The organism is Candidatus Enterococcus ikei (assembly GCF_017316105.1).
Lineage (GTDB): Bacteria > Bacillota > Bacilli > Lactobacillales > Enterococcaceae > Enterococcus_L > Enterococcus_L ikei.
The window spans coordinates 46,025-64,601 of the sequence record NZ_JAFLWD010000008.1; the positions used below are offsets into that span (position 1 = coordinate 46,025).

The window sequence follows — 18,577 nt, forward strand, 5'->3', positions numbered from 1 at the left end:
GTTATCACATTCTTGTTATCATTGTTACTATTAAACATTTTACTAACATTGGTTTTGAAAAAAATACTTGTTAGTTCTATGTTTTTTATAAAAAAATAAAAGGAGGAAAATAACATGGAAAAACCACAATATTTGGATCAAAATGTAGCAACTTGTTTCTTTAATGGCGGTTTTGCAGCGTGGGTACCATTATTACCTACTTGTGGAGCGGCTATGGTAGCTCTATAAAATGTAAAGAAGGCCAGAGTTTATCTGGTCTTTTTTATATAGTTGAGTGGGAAAAGAGGAGGAAAAAATGTATCCATTATTAAAAAAACCAAGAAAAATAATTAAGTATCCTGAATCATCAGCGTTGATAAGAAGTCTGGATGAAAATATAAATTTCTTAAAACAAATAAATGAAACCGCATCAGAAATATTTAGTCTTTCAGATGGAAGTAACTCGATTGAGGAGATTGCAGGAATATTATCTGTAAAATATAATGAAAATTATGGAAAAGTCTTGAGTATAGTAAAAGAATTTATCTATACTTCTACTCTTAATAATGATGTTGAATTACAAGGTCATGCATCTAGAGCAAAAATTGATATTCTGGGGTCACAAGATTATTGGATACCGACAATATTAACTGTTGAGCTTACATATAAATGTCCTCTTTTTTGTAAACATTGTTATAGAGAATGTTCTATGAAGAGGAAAGAATTTATAGAATTAGATTTAATAAAAAAAATTGCTATTGAGATGAAAGACAATGGTATATTGTATGTTCAGTTGACGGGAGGAGATCCATTATACCATCCTAATTTTAACGAAATAGTAGAAGAATTCATAAAAAATGGTATTGTAATAACTATTTTAACAAGTGGCTTCTATCAAAGTGATAAAATTTTTGAATTTTTTAAGAAAAATCAAAAATTTATAGCTGGAGTGCAAGTAAGTATAGATGGGTTGACAGAAGGACATAATTCAATACGTGGAAGAAAAGATGCTTATTCTCGCTCGATGAAGTTTATCTCTAAATTAACAGAGCTAGAATATAATATTGATGTGGTTACGACTCTTATTGATCAGAATAAGGACGAAGTATTTGAATTATCTCATATATTAAAGGAGAAAGGTGTTAAACGACACAGATTAGCTGTCTTGATTGATGCAGGAAGAAGTAAAGAAAATGGAATAAATGCTGATATTAGAAAAAAATTAATCGTTGATGAATGGATAGAGGAACTCGGAAAAATTATATCGGACGATTCGTTTATCGTTCAATTAGAGGAGGATCATAATTTTCATTCACAACATCACTGTGGTGCAGGGTTTAAATTAATAAGAATTGACCCAGATGGATTTATCCATCCTTGTTTAATGATAGATTATCCAATTTACAACTTAAAAAAAGGAACAATTGGAGCTTATTCGGAAAAATATAGTAACAAATTTAAAGAGATAGTCATGCCAAGCAAAGAGAATTGTAAAGATTGTCTGCTATCAGCCAATTGTCATGGGTGTATTTCGGAAGGTATTATTAATAATGAATTAGTAGATACATGCTACTGGTATGATGCTGAATGGAAAAAAACAGAATCTTTTTAAAAAATATATAGACTATTTACTTAAAGACTAAATTTATGCAAATAAAGTAAAGATGTATAGAAATGTGTGCCAGAATATAAAAATTTTGGATGGATCAACATTTTACTTAGACGGTGGTAAAGCGAAGAGAGGTATATTTATAATTATTCGTGAAGGCATGGAACGTTTAACAGGAATGACAGAAAAACAAGCAAATAATGGGTTATGGATAGTTAGTAATGAGAAAAACTGGATAGTCGATTTTGAGAAGCGAGTTGATTAAGAGATACGTTCCCCCCCCACTTTTGCTAAAAATTGGTAGTATTCTTTTTCGTCTTGCAGCTGCTTTATTTAGCACGGCGACTGAATAAGAAGTGGTTATATATTGTAAATTGTTACATTGAATTCAAAAAACGGTCCTAATAAATTGATATTTAAAAATAATTTATAAGAGTTGTTTGTTGAAAAGGAAATTATGAGTGAGTTTGAAGATAATCTTTACGTGTATGAATCTCAATATAGTACAAGACTACAAAAAACTTCTACATTGGTTACAATGATTTTTATGAATATAGAGAAAAAATTATCGTTTCATTTGAAATTATTAGATTTAGTAATTTAAAATATAGCAGTTCATTGAACTTAATTGAATGCTGTAAAAAGATTTTAGAAATGGATTATGAGAACGACGACATCGAAAATAACTATTTTTCAATGAAATTATATTTCGAAAAATTTCTTACTATCATAACTTGGTTACAGTCAAAAGGATAAATGATTAAAATTTAAAGGAATAATTGTTGCTTGCCCGAGATAATTTCGTTTTAAGTGCCCCTGTAATTGACCACGATATATCTACCTATTGTGTACAGTAGTGTACTTGGACTTTTAAATTGTGTAGTTATTATCCTAAGCTAAGAGGAAACGCTAATGAACGATATGTTTCAAAGAAACTCTATTCCCGCCGTCTCCATATGAGTGAACACCTTTGAAATGTTGTTTTACCAACGTTTTGAAGGTGTTCTTTTTTATTGACCAAATTTTGACCAAAATCCTTCGAGTATGATTTGTTTTTAAATAAGTTTAAATGAAGAGTAAAATCTATTGAAATTAGGTCAATTAAGCCTATATAGACTTATAAATCTTACTAGACAGTCAATACTCATTCCGTCTCCATAAAAGTTATGGAGACAGACAGTGAAAACGTTGATGTACAGAGGTTTGTACAGTTTTTCTACTGTCTATTTTTTTAAATTGAATGCGATTACTATAATATACGTAATCAGCTAACAAAATGAAGGCTTCTTCTTGTTTTTCCTTTGATACCATTCATCATTGTTTTTATGTCAGTGTAAGCGGCGAGTCTATCTTGAATTTTGTAGCCACCTGATTGAGCATAGTGGCTATTGTATCTTTTATATTTATAACAGCTTCTTTTCGGATATAAAACCATTTGATGGAAAAGTTTCTTGACTCGTTTGCAATTTACATAGCTGTTTTTTTGATGGTTTACGTATCAGATACTCATAAAATCCAGCTTTCGAGACAATTCAATGTTCGGCAGGGTACCATCGTTACTTTCTGTTGATGTTCCTTTAAAGATTGGAATCTGATTTCTTGTTTTGTTACAAGAATACTCGGAACCTTTTTAGCAACTAAAGTTCTAGTTTCTTAATTTTATATTGGGCATTAAAAAGAGCAATTTCTTTTCCTGAACCAAATAATAAAGACTATCCGTATGAACGCACAGTTCTGTAATAATTTCTTTTACAGAAAATCTCCCTGTACAATAAACTTAACAGCAGAAATTTTTGAATGATTCATCAAATGATCTTCTTGTCTTAATCTGGATTACCTCTTTCTCTAATCTTTTTATACGTATAAATTGGCCTTTTTAAAAACGTATATGGATACAAAAGTGCTAATTTAATCTCTTTTCACATGTATTTTATTTTATAGTTTAATTGAGTTGTATCAAAATACAGTTACTAGAAGTTGGAAAAATGATTAAGAGTTACAAGGTTTTAGGTTTCATTACTAAAGCATTATTTGTTATAGTTCTTTTTGCTGTTGTAGGTTTATGCCTGTTATTATCGAGTATTAAAATGAGATAAAATAACAAAAATAGTTAAAACAAACGTCTTGGTATTTTATTTTTCTGTGGTGATAGCTCATGTATTAAAGACATAATCATTTTAATTAATATATATAATAAGTAATGTTTGTTTTCTATTTGTAAAAAAAAATTCATATTAGTGTTGAAAAATGTTGTTCATATAATATATGAGAAATAATTCGAAATTAATGTTTTTTAATTGTATGTATAAAATTAAAAAACATTAATAATTAAATTTTAGTTGAAAACATTGTGATATACTGATCATGCAATAAAAATATATTGAAATTTGGAGGAATGAAATTATGAACAAAAAGAAAATTATTTGGGGTGCAGCTCTTGCTATGGTAATGTCAGCTTCAATTTATATGGGTGTAGAACAAGCTAATGCACAAGATAATATTGAAGACCTTTCAGTATTAAAAACGCAAAACAACCTAACTGAAAATGTAAACTTAATTAAAAATGGAGATTTTTCAAAAGGATTCGAGAATTGGAGTATAGGTGGAAAAGACGCTTCCCTTAAAACTAACGAACATGGAAATTATGTTTCACTAGTAGGTTCAGGGTATGTCACAGTAGACCAAACGATTAACATTGATCCAAATTCAGTATATGAAGTTTCATATTCTGGCTATGGAAGTAGTACGGCAGTTTATGGTAATGGTTCATTACAGCTTAATAAATGGACTTCCGAAGGAGGAGCAGCAAATACAGAGCGAGTCTTTGTTCAACGTAATGATAAATGGCAAAAGTATTCTACAATAGTAAATTCAGGGGATATTAGATTTTCTCGAATTGGTTTGCAATTCAATGCAAATAGATTTCAAATGTTAAAATTTACAGATGTCACTGTGAAAAAAATAGAAATGTCTAAGTAAAATTAATTTTAATCATTATTAAATTGTTATATGTTTACCTCATTAAGCAAAAAATAATTTAATTATATATTTAATTAAAAAACATTATTATATAATGTTCATAAGTTACATTATATATATCAAATGGGAAAGGCGGTGAAATGATTTGGAAGATTTGTATAATTTATCTGGAAATTTAGATAAAGAACTAGAAGGGTTGAATAAATATTCTTCACGTTCTTTTCTGTCTGTGGGTTTCTCATGTGTAGTTTCTATTGACATTACACCATGCGCAACTAAATTAGGCGGACCGTGTCTTACGATGGATGTAGGTTCATGTTGTTGTACTTAGTTATAAAATATAAAAACTGGAAGACATATCTTCCAGTTTTTATATTTCTAAAACAAAATAAAGTAAGTATCATTCAACTGAATAGATAGAAATGTTTCTTTGATTATTTTATAATTTGTGCTAAAAAGTATCATTTTCTCAATGTGAACAAAGATATAATTAATATAGTATGAAAGGACTTGGTCATTTATGGGAAATAGAAAACATAATCAAATCAGTAGTAATTGTGAAAGTTTTTTTTTGAATCAACTTTTAGTTGAATGGCATCATTATAAAAATCAAACAAGTTCTTTAGAAGATTTTTTTTTATGTGAAATTTTTTCTGAATTGTGTTTAAATTCATTGAGATTAGATTTAAACCTATACTCAGAGCAAAGTATTAGTAGTATAAAAAAATTTTTGAAAGATAAAGTAAGAGAAATTTCTATTAGAACGATGATTTTTGATTTTAATCTTATTAAAACAAGTAATAAAGAATTGAATCTTGAAAATATGCGTGATTATAATTTTTTTATAAGAATAATGAAAACGAATTTTTGATTTTTTTTGATAAATATCCTGGTCTTTTAAGGATATTAGGTCGCCTATATAAGCAGTCTGTTAATAATCTTAATACGATTGTAAAAAGAATATACGAAGATAAAAAAGAGTTCAGTTTATTTAATATCATAAATACAGATAAGATTAAGAATCTTTTTTTTGGTCAAGGTGATTCCCATAATGGAGGGCAAATGGTTTGTATTATTGAATTTGATGATGGAAAAGTGGTGTATAAACCAAGAGAATGTTTTTCAGATTTGGTGTTAAATAATTTTATTTATGTATATAACTTAAATCATGATGAAAAACTGAAAACAGTAAATATAATTGAAAGAAATGGATACTATTGGATGGAATATGTTCATTCTAAAGAATTAGATGATCCTTTAAATTCAAAAGAATTTTATGAAAAAGCTGGAGTCTTGCTTGCTTTCATGTATGTTTTAAATGGTCAAGATATCCATTATGAAAATCTGATTGCTTACGGGAATGATCCAGTTATTATTGATGCAGAATGCATTTTTGCAAAACTTTCTACCGAAGGTTTATCGGATACTGTTTTAGATACACAGATGATTCCTCCATTATCTCAAACTTTTGAAGTAAATAAACTGACTGCGTTAAATAAGAAGTTTGATAGAAAATATTCAACAAATGAAACTTATCAATTTTTAGACAATGGTTTTATGGAATATAGGTTAAAACGGGAAGAGCAAGAAATAGTAAATTTACCACATTATAAAGATAAAATATATATTGCTAAAGATTTTATAGGAGAAATTTTATTTGGGTTTGAAAAAGGATATAAGTTTTGTTTATCTAATAAAGAGGAGTTGATACGATTGACTAAACAATGTATTAATGATAACTCTTTTGTACGGATTTTATTTAACAATACAAGTTACTATTCAAGTTTTTTATCTCTTAGCTATCACCCTAAGCTTTTGTCAGAAGCAAATGGAAGAGAAAATTTTCTATTAAATATCCATAATTCACAGACATATCATACGGTAAATGATGGGGATTATGAGAGTCTTTTGAATGGTGATATTCCACATTGGAAAATCTTAGCGACTAGTAAAAAAATTATGAATGAAAAAAATAATGAACTTATTTATGAATTTTCTGATACACCTTTTGAACAATTTGAAATGAATTTTGATAAATTGACTAAACAAGATCTTATTTTTCAAAAAAAATTAATAAATAGCTCATTTCAAACAGAATTTACTGAACTTAATATAACTTCTTTAAAAGAAATAGAAACTACTTTTACAGAGGAAAGCTCATATGATTTCGAAGAAAAAATAGATGATTTTCTATATTTGTTAAGAGAGCAATTCAAAAACAATCTAGATTCTGTATATAATATTACTTTTTCGCTAGATGAAAATTTTATAAAAAAATTAGATCATTCATTGTATACTGGTTGGATCGGCATTGGATTATTGTCGATATCGCGCTATGCAAGCTCGAACAATAAGGACTTTTTAGAGTTTGCAAATGAAATTATTGATTGCTATCTGGTGGTACCCAAAAATTGTAATAATTTAGGTGTTTTTTCAGGTTGTTCTTCTGTTTTGTATTTGTGTGAAGCCTGCTTTAAAATCACTGAGGATAAACAGTATTTAATAAAGGCTGATCAGTTTTTAACTGTGCTATCAAGAAGAATTTTGTGTTTAAAAATCCCCTTTTACGATATTATAGATGGCTTTTCTGGTTTAGCAATTGTTTGCTTAAATTTATATAATTTATCAAAAAATAACGTTTTCTTAGATTTTGGAAAATCTTTTATTAATAGACTGATAGAGGTTATTTCGGAGCAGACAACAGCCCAAAAATTGATAACAGGTTTTTCTCACGGGATGTCTGGGATTATGCTAGCACTACAGTATTATCAATATAGTAGTAATGATTTTACATATGATTCATATATCATTTTATTGTTAAATAAAGAAAATAATCATCGACATGAATGGGGATGGGAAGATTTAAGAGAGGATAGTATTAGTTACGATACACTTGGTTGGTGTAACGGTACACCCGGGATTTTATTGTCTAGATATTTATTAAAAAAATATGAAAGTAAGTTGTTATTTCAAAAAGACATTGAAATAGCTAACGAACTTATGAGTAATAGACGATTTACAAGGATGAATTTGTGTCATGGTGAATTAGGTAATGCACTTATCAAATACTATGTTACGGAATCAAGTGAGGACAAAGATAAATTAAAACAATTCATTCAACAGGCCTGTTTTAATTCAATTAAGGATATTTGTAACTATGAAAGAATTAATGATTTTAATTTAGATTTAAGTCTTATGACAGGGATAACAGGGGTTTATTATGCTTACTTATTTGTAAATACTCCTGAGAAGATACCGTTTGTTTTAAGTCTAAGTTGCTAAAGGATCGAAAGCTAGATTACAAAAAAGGGATTATTGCCCATCCCACCAAAAAAGAGCATTAAGGAAATACCAGCCTAGTAATTTTTTACTTCGGCTGGTATTTTCTTTCTCTAATTTTTTTATGTTACTTAAATAGCGCATAAAACCATTATTCAACTTATAGCTATCTACACCTTAATAAGTTAAAAAATGTGATAACGTATCAATCTGATTATTTAATAAGTCTAAGTTGTGGCAGATATAACTAAACCAACTTTAGTAGACGTAAAAATTCTTTTGAAGCACTTGAAAATATTTGGTCTTTTTTCCAAACAATGTTGATATTTGCGGTTAGTGGTGGAGAAAAGGGAATGAAGGTTAGATTCGTGTTAGACGTATTTACAATACCATCAATACAAAGAGCGCTTGCGACACCCTCTTTTACCAATAGTGAGGCATTATAAAGTAGGTTATATGAGCCAACAACATTAAGATGCTCTATATTTCCTCCAAACCATTCAGACAGCTGATTATCAACAAATGATTGATTTGAAATGAGTAAAGGTGTATGTTCAATATCTTTTGGTTGGACTGTTTTTTTGTTAGCAAGAAGATGTGATTTATTGACTAAAATCCCCCAAGAGTCAATTAAAGGCAGTCGAATATATTCGTATTTTTGTTTTTCTACTGGGTCAATAACTAGTCCAAAATCTAAAAGGCCTTTATCAATTTTTTCCAATACATCATCAGCATTTCCGCTATAGAGGTGTACGTTAATTTCTGGATAGTTGTTTCTAAGTTCATGCAAAATACGAGCAAGAAACTCAAACGCTTGTGTTTCTCCACCGCCAATCGTAATTTGTCCACTGATTACTTCATTTTGAATAAGGTTTGCAGTTGTTGACTCAACCAAAGATAGAATTTCTTTCCCTCTATTCATTAAATAGATACCATCTTCTGTTAATGTGATAAATCGATTTCCCCTGATAAATAGTGTAACACCAAGTTCTTCTTCTAATTCTTTTAATTGTTTAGAAAGGGTTGGCTGTGAAATATGTAAGACCTCAGCAGCTTTACTAATTGTTTTTTCTCTTGCAACCGTTAAAAAGTACGTTAACACGCGAAGTTCCATTTTATTGCTCCTTTCTATAACTAAAAAGAATAGTTATGTATGGCTTATAGGTATTAGTTAAGTATAACTGATTCAGGTATACTTTGGATAGTAAAAATAAATGAAATCTAGGGAGGAGAAGCAAATGATAAATATTGAGCTTAAGAAGAAACTTGTAGGAAAGGAGATTTTAGAAGATTCGCCCTTATTCAAAGAAATTCATATAGTAAAACAGAATAATGAACAATTGATTATGATGTTGAATGCGCAATATTATCCTAATGAAGAGGTTTTACAATATTTAGAGAAAATAACAGGGCAAGTAATTGATTCGTCAGTAAAAATATCCCAACCTTTCTATAGTGATTTTGGTCAGCATATTACGTTTGGGAAAGACGTTTTTATTAATCAAAATGTAATGTTTGTCGATTTAGGTGGTATTACGATTGAAGATCAGGTTTTGATTGGTCCAGGATCTAGATTGATTACGGTGAATCATTTAATAGCACCTAAACATAGGCGTGGGATCAAAGTAGATCCAATCTGTATTAAGAAAAATGCATGGATTGGAGCAAATGTAACTGTTTTACCTGGGGTGACAATTGGAGAAAATTCGATTGTTGCTGCTGATTCAACGGTAACAAAAGATGTTCCTAACAATGTGGTTGTAGTAGGAAGCCCAGCCAAAATAGTGCGTAAAATTGAAGAAGATGAGGAAGGTTAAAAGAAAGCTTGTTTTGATCGTTCTTGTATTTCTGAATAGAATAGTTTGAAAGATCAGCTGATAGGATAAACTGAAGAAGTAAAAGTTATGAACATAACAATTGAAAGCCAATCACTCCCAATTAAATTGGTGTCTAATCAAGCGAACCACAAATTATTCATATACTAGAATAGGCAAAATAACGGAAGTAGATTTATTAAATTTTAGGGCAGAAATGACTGCAGTTCATGCTACTTTGAAGCCCTAAAGCTAACAAAGGAGAGAGACAAATGACCATTAAAGATAAAGTAGTAATTATTACAGGAGCCTCGTCAGGAATTGGAGAAGCAACAGCAATCTTATTAGCTGAAAAAGGAGCAAAACTTGTATTAGCTGCACGCAGAGAGGAAAAACTGCAAGCTATTGTTGAAAAAGTCAAACAAAAATCAGGTGAGGCAGTTTATTTAGTAACTGATGTAACGAAACGAGTAGACAATAAAAAACTGGTGGATTTTGCTATTGCTACTTTTGGAAAAATAGATGTTATCTTTTTAAATGCTGGGATTATGCCAAGTTCACCATTATCAGCACTTAAAGAAGATGAATGGAATCAAATGATTGATATCAATATCAAAGGAGTGCTAAACGGTTTAGCAGCAGTATTACCCCATTATATTGAGCAAAAATCTGGACATGTGATTACAACTTCATCGGTAGCTGGTCTTAAAGCTTACCCTGGAAGTGCTGTTTATGGTGCAACGAAATGGGCGGTTCGTGATTTAATGGAAGTATTGAGAATGGAATCAGCGCAAGAGGGGACAAATATCCGTACAGCAACCATTTACCCAGCTGCAATTAATACAGAGTTACTTGATACAATTACAGACAAAAAAACAGCTGCAGGAATGGCTGATTTGTATGATGAATACGGCATTGCACCTGATCGAGTGGCTAGTATTGTTGCTTATGCAATCGATCAACCAGAAGATGTAAATGTCAATGAATTTACTGTAGGTCCAACAAGTCAGCCCTGGTGAGCTTGTATAAACAAAGCATTGTAGCCGAATCTAAAGCAAGATTCGGTTTTTTATCATGAAGAAAGACAAGTTGACTCAAACCTTGGTTATAATTTTCTAGAAATTAAGTGGATTAAGTAAGTTTATGTTAATTGATTGATATCATGAGAAGAATCAATGCCACTTCATATTTAGTTTTCCACAATTTTTAAATATGAAGTAGCTATAGTTCACTAAAATACTACCAGTACTTTTTCCCAGTCCAACCAATATCTTTGATTCGCAAAGATTGATCATATATTCCTGAGAAATTCCTATTAGTTTTTTTGCCAAACTATATTTTTTAATGGACGAATCCATATTTATTTACCGGTCATTTTTATAAAAAACTTACTTCTTCTTTTTCATTAAAAATTGTAAAATCAGCAGTCCAGCTAAAAGAGTAGAAAATAGAAGAGAAACAGTTTGAATAACAGTTTTTTTATAAGAGACTGTAATATTATGAATACCATTGTCTAGTTTTACTGTGACCAGCCCGGCTTTATTATAATTACTGAGCACTTTTTGTCCATCTTTTACCTCGTAGCCTTTGTAATAAAATTTAGGAAGTTGAACTTCTTGAGTGCCATTAGTCTGTAAAGTATATGAACTATAGTTGTATTTATTGTCAGCTTGATTCAACGAATCGGAGGAAGAGACGCCATCGATTATTGGACTAGGTGAAGCAAAATATTTTTTGAAATCAGTATCTTTGATTAGATACTCTTTTCCATGTCCAATTTCTGACTCATAAAAATCAGAGTAATTTTTATTGGTCACGGTTATACTATTTTGGCTGTTGCTTTGCATCAAATTGTTTACATTAAAGCTAATAGTTAAAAAACTGCTTATAGCAATAAACATAAGTACCTGTCTACTACTCAATAACTGAAATTGTTCGATCAGACCAGTTGCAAGTAAACTGGCAAAAAAGGAAGAAAATAGCAATAATCGCCAAGGAAACTGTATTGTTGCTAGTACCGATACTTTAAAAAATGCCCAAGGGAAAATATTTGTTGCCAGTAAAATCAAACAGAGTGTAGCTAATGTTATTTTTTTATTATTAGTCGTTAATTTTTGGTAATTAAAACATGCAATAATAACAACGACTAATAAAAATAAGCCAATATTTGGTTTAAGTTCTGTGAATGGGGCACTCACATTTGCAAGGCTATTGCTAATTAAATTGCTTAAACTAAAATTCAGTCCAGTAGCCCATAGGGTTGTATTAGCAAAATTAAATGTTAGATGATAGGTTTGCTCGAGGTAAGGAAATAAAAACCAAGCGGACAAACCAATGGTTAAAGCGCCAGATTGAATCAAACTTTTTATTTGAGCCTGCTTGCATTTTTTCCAATTCAATAATATGAAAATAATCAGTAAGATAAAGGAATAAAAAGCAGTGATCAAGTGACTGGCGATTAACAAACTCATGCTAACACTTAATAGCTTCCAACGATGCTGATTTGTATAGAAGATCGTGTAGACACCTAAAATAAATAACGGTAAAAATGCAAAGGCTAATGTCTCACCTAGTGCTGCCCGAACAGATTGATCAATCAAACGATAAGTAGCAAGTGTATAAAAACAAGAGAACAATAATGCCTGTTTTTTCTTGTTTTTAATGGCATATAAAAAATAATAAGAGGTAGCTGCTGTGATGAAACTGATTAAGAATTGGTATAAATAGTAAGAAGGAACAAAACTGATTCCGATTATTCGAAAAAAAGCAAAAGGTAATAATAAAATAGAAGGATAAAATAAATCAGCACCATATCCAAAATTTAAACCCATTGTAGGAAAGACTCTAGGAAAAAAATCCAAATGTTTAACTGTTTGGTAATATCTATCTAATCTGGTTCTGTGAAATAATAGATCATCTTGACTAAAAATATAGTTAGTCAAGAAATAAGGAAAAATCGAAATCGCGCTTATCCACAATAATATCAATAAGATAAGTGTATTTTTTTGGCTTTGTTTACTATTCAAGTGAATTCTCCTGTAAAAGTATATTTTTCTCTATTTTAACAGAAAAGAAGATATTTATATAAGATGTTAATGTAAATTAGGATGATTAATAAACTATTTGAGAAAGCAAAGAATGGATTTTAAAGGAATAAGAGGGTTATATTAGGGTGAGTCTGATTTTTAGAACGAAATGGCATACAAAAAGATATTTTTTACTCTGGGGTTGAAATGTATAACAATGCGTGGTATTATAAATATACCCTAACAGTATTTTCATTTTACTCAATCCGAGTAATACTCCTTATCCCACCTTTTAAAAGGTGGGATATTCTAGTTTTAATCGTAAAGTTCTATTAGCTATCCTTTAAAATACCTACGGAATAACTGCTTAGCATTTTTTCACTATCTCGCTCGTGGGTCAACATTTTTACTTCTTTTTTCACTTCTTGTGCTTGCATAATATCGCCAGCATTTTCTAACAAGTGAATGAAGTCATACACGCGCTCCATATGGTCTGGCTCACCGTCAAGAAGATAGTTCAAGAGGTTGTTTAAATACTGAAGGTTTAGTTTGAAACTATAATTCTCGTTTTGTTTATCTTGTTTTTTAGCCAGTTTAATGTATTTCTTTGCACTGGTATAGTCTTTTGCGTAAAGTCTTAAGGAAATCAGATTAATCAGAATATTATGAGCAAATTTTTTGGTGGTAAAATCACGTTGTTCTTCATATTTAATTGGAAATAATCGGGCTATGAGCAAATCGGCTTGTTTTGCATCTAGAAATCGGATAAGATTGTTAGTAATTATATAGTCATATTGAATATAAAAAGATTTATTCATGAGAGTTTGAAACGTGCTGCTCATTTCTTTGGAGGTTATTGAATCAACTTCATCCCATTGACCGTGAAAGAAATTTTTAATAGCAAGATAGTTTGATAACTCTCGCAAGGTTTTATCTTCCTTCTCTTTTAAAGAATAGAAATAAGTAAGTAGTTTTTGTTTTGTACTTTTATTTTCTAGATGAGCAGCGCAATAGTAGTAGTATTTCCTAAAGTATTGCTGTTCTTTGTCAAACGTTGCAAAAGTGAAAAATTCCTCAGAATTAATAGAGATATGCCCTAATATTTCTTCAAGTTCACTTACTTTTAAAGATCGAGTGTTACTTTCGATTTTTGAGTAGGTCGAAGGGTCTGTATAATCAGGCATCATCTCCCGTTGAGTAAGTTTTAATTTCAATCTGAAAAAACGTAAAGTTTCTATGATATTCATGGATATATCTCCCTTCTTATGCGATTATAGCATAAGAAAGGTGCAAAAAACTCAATTTTAATAAAAAAACGAAAATTATTAAAGATTTTCTTGCTAATTTCGCATTTTAGCAATATTTTACTGTTCAAATTCTCTTCTGTTTGTTATTCTTTACTTAAGGAAAATTATTTGTTTGCAAACCTTGATTTTTTTTAATTTATCTTGGAGGTGTTCTAATGGTTTCGATTATTCTTTTCGTAACTAGCGCTATTGCTGTGTTTACTGTTTCTGCAGGAGGCTAAGAACTTTATTTTACTTTCTGATTGTAAGTTATCAAAGAGCAACTTTTGTGAACAAAAAATTTATCTAAAAAAACTAAGTGTATAAGTAAAAAGTGCGTAACAAAAAAAGTGCAAAATAATAGCTTCTGATTTACTTTTCCTGTTGAATGAAGTAAATCAGAGGCTATTATTTGATTTGTTTTAATTATTTACCTCCAAAAGCTCAGAGGGATTTGCTTGAGCTACGTATTGTTCTATGTCATATTTTGCTGCGAGTGTCTTGGAAAATGTTTTTTCTTTAGCAGTTCTCATATAATGAAAAAATTCAATCTCGCTTTCTGTTGGTTTTTCTTTGGATAAGATTTCTTTCTTATATGTTAGTGCAATATTTTCTGAAAAATAATAGGAATCATTTTTAGCAATAGAAAGCCGCAATGTATCTCCAAACAAGATATTATTTTCTTCAGAAAAGGGATCTTTTTTCAGATCAATCATCCATGTATGATGAAATGTCGTAGTTACTTTTATTAAATGCTGATCCATATTTTTCTCCAATCAATAAATTAATAGTTAGTTCATTTTTTATTATATCAAATAGTTGAGTGTTTTAAACATAGAGATTGAATTTAAATCGATGTTTAGCAATTTTCTTAATGGATGATGTAGAAAATAAATAGTTAATTGTTTTTGGAGCAAGATTGTTTATTAAGTTTTTTTTTGATAAGATAAAGTGATGTTAAATAAAGACTTAAAAGGTAGGATAAATGAATATTTATGATCTGCCAAAGGAGTAGAAAAGATGAAGAAGATCACACCTCAAATGTTTGTCAGATTACTTGAAAATAAGGAAGAACGATTTGCGATTATTATTAATCACTGGTTTTATTACATAGAAAAAGGGCGAATTTATCGGTTTCAGCAGCATACGAATGTGAAAGTTTTGACAACGTTGGACTCATTTTACGAAGGGGAAATTACTAGTGAGGTAATGACAAATGAACTAAAGAAAAGTATTATCAATCAAATTCAGTATGACTGGTTCACAGATGTATGGAAAGAAACAATCCTTGAACGAATCAACCGTTCACCATATGATATGGAAGCATTCTTTTTTTAAAACATTTTCTAGAATTATGTCATTTTTTTATAAAAATTATAATGCATTTTGTTTGTAAAAAATATAATAGGGTAGTAAGATGAATTTATCCTAACAACAAACTTTTTTTCATTTACTCTCATGAGTAAAACTCCTTTCCCATCTTCGTTTGAAGATGGGATTCTTTTTTTCGTAGATAAGTCAGATAAAGTATACACGTAAAGCAGTTGTAATTTGAGTTCATTTTTGCTAAGATGAATGCATATAAATAAAAATGGTTGGGCGCAAGCTTCAAGGATCAGGTTCTTCAAGGGGTGAGAAGAGCAGTTTTTTGAACTTACGCCCTTTTTTATTTTTCAATCAAAGTTTAAGGGAATAAGTTGTGTTTTTAGTATGTAAAAGCACAGGTTATTCCCTTTTTGATTGTACTAAGGCACAACCTTCAATAATAAAGAGACGTACGAAGTAGTCAAATGATAGGGGTGAAAGAATGGTTTTAGAAGCACTAGATAAAATCCGTGATGCGGAAAATAGCGTTGAAAAAATGAGACAAGAGGCTAAAGAAGAAATAGGTGCCTATGAGCAAAAGCAAGCCGCAGATTTTAAGAAAAAACAAGAACAGAGTCAAGAGAAAGTGAAAAGGTTACTTCATGAATTAGAACGACAAAAAACTGAACAGCTTCAAAAGGAAAAAGACATTTTACTGAGTGAAGCGCAAGAAAAAAATAAAGAGTTTGAGGAAAAATATAAAAAAAATAAAGAAGCCATCGTTGATTATGTAATAGAAAGGGTGAAAAAAATCTATGGCAGTCAATAAAATGGAAAAAATGACGATCATAGCTGCAGCAGATCAAGAAGAAGCAATTCTTCAAACGATTCAGGGCTTGCAGGCGATTGAGATCAAAGATTTTTTTCATTCGAATGTAGATAGCTCTTATATAAAAAAGCACTTTGCTTCAACCTTTTCAGAAGATGACCAAAGCCAAAAGAAGCGTTTCAAAACTATGTTGGTGGAAATTCAGGAAGCCTTGGTATTTATTGAGCGTTACGCTGAGAGTAATTCTAAAAAGAAACCATTAAAAAGACGAGTGGGTACCTTAAGCGAGTTGGAGAAAAGTTTTAATGAATTGAAAATCAGCGGATATTTAAAAGAAATTGCTTCATTGAAAAGTCAATTGACATCAATTGAGACAAGGAGAAAAGACTTGTTGTCAAAAGAAAAATGGTTGGCTCGTTGGCAGTATTTAGATATTGTCCCGAAAAATAATTCACTAGAAAGTACGAATATTCTACTAGGAACAATTAGTTCAGCTAATCAGGCTGAGTTTTTAGCTGCTATAGAAAAAGTTGTATCTGTTTATGTGGAAGAAATTTATCATAGCCAAAATCATGTGTATTATAGTTTGGTTTATTTAAAAAATCAGTCTATGTTTGTGGATGAAATTACTACTAAATATAGCTTTAATTCATTCGATTACCCATATGATATTTTACCGAAGGAAGCATATCAAAGGACTAAAGAGGAATTAGCTGAACTTGTTGATGAAGAAAAGAAAGTGAAAATCAGTTTGTCTTCTTATCGTGAACATTTGGAAGAACTTTATTTAGCGGAAGAGATGACCTATGCGTATATTCATCGGGAAGCTGTAAAAAAACATCTATTAAATACTTCCTATTTTTTTGTCCTGCAAGGATGGATTCCAATAGAAGAGAAAGAGGAACTAACAGCAGCTTTACAAATAGATGAAGTTTATGTCACCTTTGATCAGCCAACAGCAGATGAGATTCAAGTGGATATTCCCGTGAAATTGAAAAATAATTCGATTGTAGCGCCATTTGAAATGCTCACAGAAATGTATAGTTTGCCGAAATATGATGAAATCGATCCGACACCGATCATGACTCCTTTTTATATGGTATTTTTCGGTATGATGGTGGCAGATATTGGCTATGGTTTGTTGATGTTATTAGGTGCATTACTGGCACTTAAGCTGATGGTTTTACCACGAGGAATGAAACGTTTTGCAGATTTCTTTCTGATATTGTCATTTCCAACCGTCATCTGGGGATTTATCTATGGTTCTTTTTTCGGAGCGGCATTGCCTAAAGTTCTGTTAGGCATTCATCTACCGTTTCCGATTTTATCAACAACGGAAGATGTGAATACGATCTTGATTTTATCGGTTGTTTTTGGGTTCATCCAGTTATTGACAGGCTTGATGGTCAACGGGATTGAGCTAACTAAGCGAAAACGATATTTAGAGAGTATCAGTGAAAGTTTTGCATGGCAAGGATTGTTGGTAGGGATTTTGATTGTGGTTTTAGGTATGTTGATATTTATGAATGATGGCTTAGTTATGACAGGAAGTATTGTCGCCGTGATTTCTGCCTTGTCAATCGTGGTTGTCCCAATCATTCAATCAAAATCAAAAGTTAAAGGATTGGCTAAAGGTCTTTATGGGCTATATGGTTTAACCGGATATATTGGCGATTTAGTCAGCTATACTCGGCTAATGGCCTTAGGTATTTCTGGCGGAAGTATTGCTGCTGCATTTAATATGTTAGTCGCATTTATGCCTCCAGCAGCTCGATTTACTGTAGGAATCATACTGATTATCGCTTTACATGCATTGAATCTCTTTTTAAGCTTACTAAGTGCCTACGTTCATGGCGCGCGTTTACAGTACGTAGAGTTTTTTGGGAAATTTTATACAGGCGGTGGTCGTGCATTCAAACCGTTGAAAACAGAAGAAAAGTACATGAATATCGAAAAAAAATCAAAAGTCAAAGAATAGTGGAGGAATAAAAATATGATAGATTACTTAATTAATAACAATGGTGGCATTCTTTTTGCAGTTTTAGGAATGGCGATGGCTACGATCTTAGCCGGAATCGGTTCAGCAAAGGGTGTTGGCTTTACTGGTGAAGCAGCTGCGGCCTTGACAACAGAACAACCTGAAAAATTTGGTCAGGCGTTGATTTTACAATTATTGCCAGGAACACAAGGATTGTACGGTTTCGTTATTGCCTTCTTGATTTTTATCAACTTAAACAATGATATGACAATGGTTCAAGGCTTGGATTATTTTGTTGCATCATTACCGATTGCCTTTGCTGGATTATTTTCTGGAATTGCGCAAGGACGAGTTGCTGCAGCAGGAATTCAAATTTTAGCGAAGAAACCAGAACATGCAACAAAAGGGATCATTTACGCTGCCATGGTGGAAACATATGCCATTCTTGGGTTTGTTATCTCATTCTTACTTGTACTAAATGTGAAGTAACAGG

At 30.9% G+C, this 18,577-nt stretch carries 15 protein-coding genes; 11 read left to right on the forward strand and 4 right to left on the reverse strand.

Going from position 1 to position 18,577, the window contains the following annotated elements:
- The first annotated feature begins 295 nt into the window (after positions 1 to 295).
- The 5 genes from JZO69_RS03420 (at position 296) to JZO69_RS03440 (ending at position 7,849) form a co-directional block, all read left to right on the forward strand.
- Positions 296 to 1,591, forward strand: a complete 1,296-nt coding sequence (locus tag JZO69_RS03420; RefSeq protein WP_207111493.1) for a radical SAM protein — start codon at positions 296 to 298, stop codon at positions 1,589 to 1,591.
- An 85-nt stretch (positions 1,592 to 1,676) separates the two neighbouring features.
- On the forward strand, positions 1,677 to 1,853 hold the full coding sequence (locus tag JZO69_RS03425) for a hypothetical protein (protein WP_207111494.1): 177 nt from the start codon (positions 1,677 to 1,679) through the stop codon (positions 1,851 to 1,853).
- Between the two features lie 2,138 nt (positions 1,854 to 3,991).
- Positions 3,992 to 4,567 carry a carbohydrate binding domain-containing protein gene (locus JZO69_RS03430; protein WP_207111495.1) on the forward strand — a complete coding sequence of 192 codons (576 nt, stop codon included), beginning with the start codon at positions 3,992 to 3,994 and terminating at the stop codon, positions 4,565 to 4,567.
- A gap of 520 nt (positions 4,568 to 5,087) precedes the next feature.
- Positions 5,088 to 5,438, forward strand: coding sequence for a hypothetical protein (locus JZO69_RS03435; protein WP_207111496.1), 351 nt, complete (start codon positions 5,088 to 5,090; stop codon positions 5,436 to 5,438).
- Positions 5,435 to 7,849, forward strand: a complete 2,415-nt coding sequence (locus JZO69_RS03440; RefSeq protein ID WP_207111497.1) for a type 2 lanthipeptide synthetase LanM family protein — start codon at positions 5,435 to 5,437, stop codon at positions 7,847 to 7,849. Before JZO69_RS03435 ends, JZO69_RS03440 begins: the two co-directional genes overlap by 4 nt.
- Positions 7,850 to 8,093: 244 nt before the next feature.
- On the opposite strand, the gene JZO69_RS03445 is transcribed toward JZO69_RS03440, so the two are convergent.
- A complete protein-coding gene (locus JZO69_RS03445) occupies positions 8,094 to 8,960 on the reverse strand; it encodes a LysR family transcriptional regulator (RefSeq protein WP_207111498.1) in 867 nt (288 codons plus the stop codon).
- 124 nt (positions 8,961 to 9,084) lie between these two features.
- Here JZO69_RS03445 and JZO69_RS03450 point away from each other — a divergent pair, with 124 nt between their 5' ends.
- Together JZO69_RS03450 and JZO69_RS03455 are read left to right on the forward strand one after the other, a co-directional pair.
- On the forward strand, positions 9,085 to 9,663 hold the full coding sequence (locus tag JZO69_RS03450; RefSeq protein ID WP_207111499.1) for a DapH/DapD/GlmU-related protein: 579 nt from the start codon (positions 9,085 to 9,087) through the stop codon (positions 9,661 to 9,663).
- A 269-nt stretch (positions 9,664 to 9,932) separates the two neighbouring features.
- Positions 9,933 to 10,679 carry an SDR family oxidoreductase gene (locus JZO69_RS03455; protein WP_207111500.1) on the forward strand — a complete coding sequence of 249 codons (747 nt, stop codon included), beginning with the start codon at positions 9,933 to 9,935 and terminating at the stop codon, positions 10,677 to 10,679.
- A 369-nt stretch (positions 10,680 to 11,048) separates the two neighbouring features.
- On the opposite strand, the gene JZO69_RS03460 is transcribed toward JZO69_RS03455, so the two are convergent.
- From JZO69_RS03460 to JZO69_RS03470, 3 genes are all read right to left on the reverse strand, one after another.
- A complete protein-coding gene (locus tag JZO69_RS03460; RefSeq protein WP_242586516.1) occupies positions 11,049 to 12,491 on the reverse strand; it encodes a YfhO family protein in 1,443 nt (480 codons plus the stop codon).
- 527 nt (positions 12,492 to 13,018) lie between these two features.
- Positions 13,019 to 13,933 carry a helix-turn-helix domain-containing protein gene (locus JZO69_RS03465; protein WP_207111502.1) on the reverse strand — a complete coding sequence of 305 codons (915 nt, stop codon included), beginning with the start codon at positions 13,931 to 13,933 and terminating at the stop codon, positions 13,019 to 13,021.
- 461 nt (positions 13,934 to 14,394) lie between these two features.
- Positions 14,395 to 14,736 (reverse strand): hypothetical protein, encoded by a 342-nt coding sequence (locus JZO69_RS03470; RefSeq protein ID WP_207111503.1) that lies wholly within the window; start codon positions 14,734 to 14,736, stop codon positions 14,395 to 14,397.
- Positions 14,737 to 14,992: 256 nt separating this feature from the next.
- Between JZO69_RS03470 and JZO69_RS03475 the strand changes: the two genes are divergently transcribed.
- From JZO69_RS03475 to JZO69_RS03490, 4 genes are all read left to right on the forward strand, one after another.
- A complete protein-coding gene (locus tag JZO69_RS03475) occupies positions 14,993 to 15,310 on the forward strand; it encodes a hypothetical protein (protein ID WP_207111504.1) in 318 nt (105 codons plus the stop codon).
- A 469-nt stretch (positions 15,311 to 15,779) separates the two neighbouring features.
- Complete coding sequence (locus JZO69_RS03480) at positions 15,780 to 16,106, forward strand: hypothetical protein (RefSeq protein WP_207111505.1); 327 nt, start codon at positions 15,780 to 15,782, stop codon at positions 16,104 to 16,106.
- A complete protein-coding gene (locus JZO69_RS03485) occupies positions 16,093 to 18,084 on the forward strand; it encodes a V-type ATP synthase subunit I (protein ID WP_207111506.1) in 1,992 nt (663 codons plus the stop codon). Before JZO69_RS03480 ends, JZO69_RS03485 begins: the two co-directional genes overlap by 14 nt.
- 15 nt (positions 18,085 to 18,099) lie before the next feature.
- The gene (locus JZO69_RS03490; protein ID WP_010760283.1) at positions 18,100 to 18,573 is read left to right on the forward strand and encodes a V-type ATP synthase subunit K; all 474 of its coding nucleotides are present in this window, start codon (positions 18,100 to 18,102) and stop codon (positions 18,571 to 18,573) included.
- The last annotated feature ends 4 nt before the right edge of the window (positions 18,574 to 18,577 follow it).

What these genes read in the sequence shown, in the direction of transcription:
- JZO69_RS03475 (WP_207111504.1), top strand. Translation starts at nt 14,993, where the DNA reads ATGAAGAAGATCACACCTCAAATGTTTGTCAGATTACTTGAAAATAAG.
- JZO69_RS03465 (WP_207111502.1), bottom strand. Translation starts at nt 13,933, where the DNA reads ATGAATATCATAGAAACTTTACGTTTTTTCAGATTGAAATTAAAACTT.
- JZO69_RS03485 (WP_207111506.1), top strand. Translation starts at nt 16,093, where the DNA reads ATGGCAGTCAATAAAATGGAAAAAATGACGATCATAGCTGCAGCAGAT.
- JZO69_RS03430 (WP_207111495.1), top strand. Translation starts at nt 3,992, where the DNA reads ATGAACAAAAAGAAAATTATTTGGGGTGCAGCTCTTGCTATGGTAATG.
- JZO69_RS03480 (WP_207111505.1), top strand. Translation starts at nt 15,780, where the DNA reads ATGGTTTTAGAAGCACTAGATAAAATCCGTGATGCGGAAAATAGCGTT.
- JZO69_RS03455 (WP_207111500.1), top strand. Translation starts at nt 9,933, where the DNA reads ATGACCATTAAAGATAAAGTAGTAATTATTACAGGAGCCTCGTCAGGA.
- JZO69_RS03435 (WP_207111496.1), top strand. Translation starts at nt 5,088, where the DNA reads ATGGGAAATAGAAAACATAATCAAATCAGTAGTAATTGTGAAAGTTTT.
- JZO69_RS03450 (WP_207111499.1), top strand. Translation starts at nt 9,085, where the DNA reads ATGATAAATATTGAGCTTAAGAAGAAACTTGTAGGAAAGGAGATTTTA.
- JZO69_RS03490 (WP_010760283.1), top strand. Translation starts at nt 18,100, where the DNA reads ATGATAGATTACTTAATTAATAACAATGGTGGCATTCTTTTTGCAGTT.
- JZO69_RS03460 (WP_242586516.1), bottom strand. Translation starts at nt 12,491, where the DNA reads ATGGGTTTAAATTTTGGATATGGTGCTGATTTATTTTATCCTTCTATT.
- JZO69_RS03420 (WP_207111493.1), top strand. Translation starts at nt 296, where the DNA reads ATGTATCCATTATTAAAAAAACCAAGAAAAATAATTAAGTATCCTGAA.
- JZO69_RS03470 (WP_207111503.1), bottom strand. Translation starts at nt 14,736, where the DNA reads ATGGATCAGCATTTAATAAAAGTAACTACGACATTTCATCATACATGG.
- JZO69_RS03445 (WP_207111498.1), bottom strand. Translation starts at nt 8,960, where the DNA reads ATGGAACTTCGCGTGTTAACGTACTTTTTAACGGTTGCAAGAGAAAAA.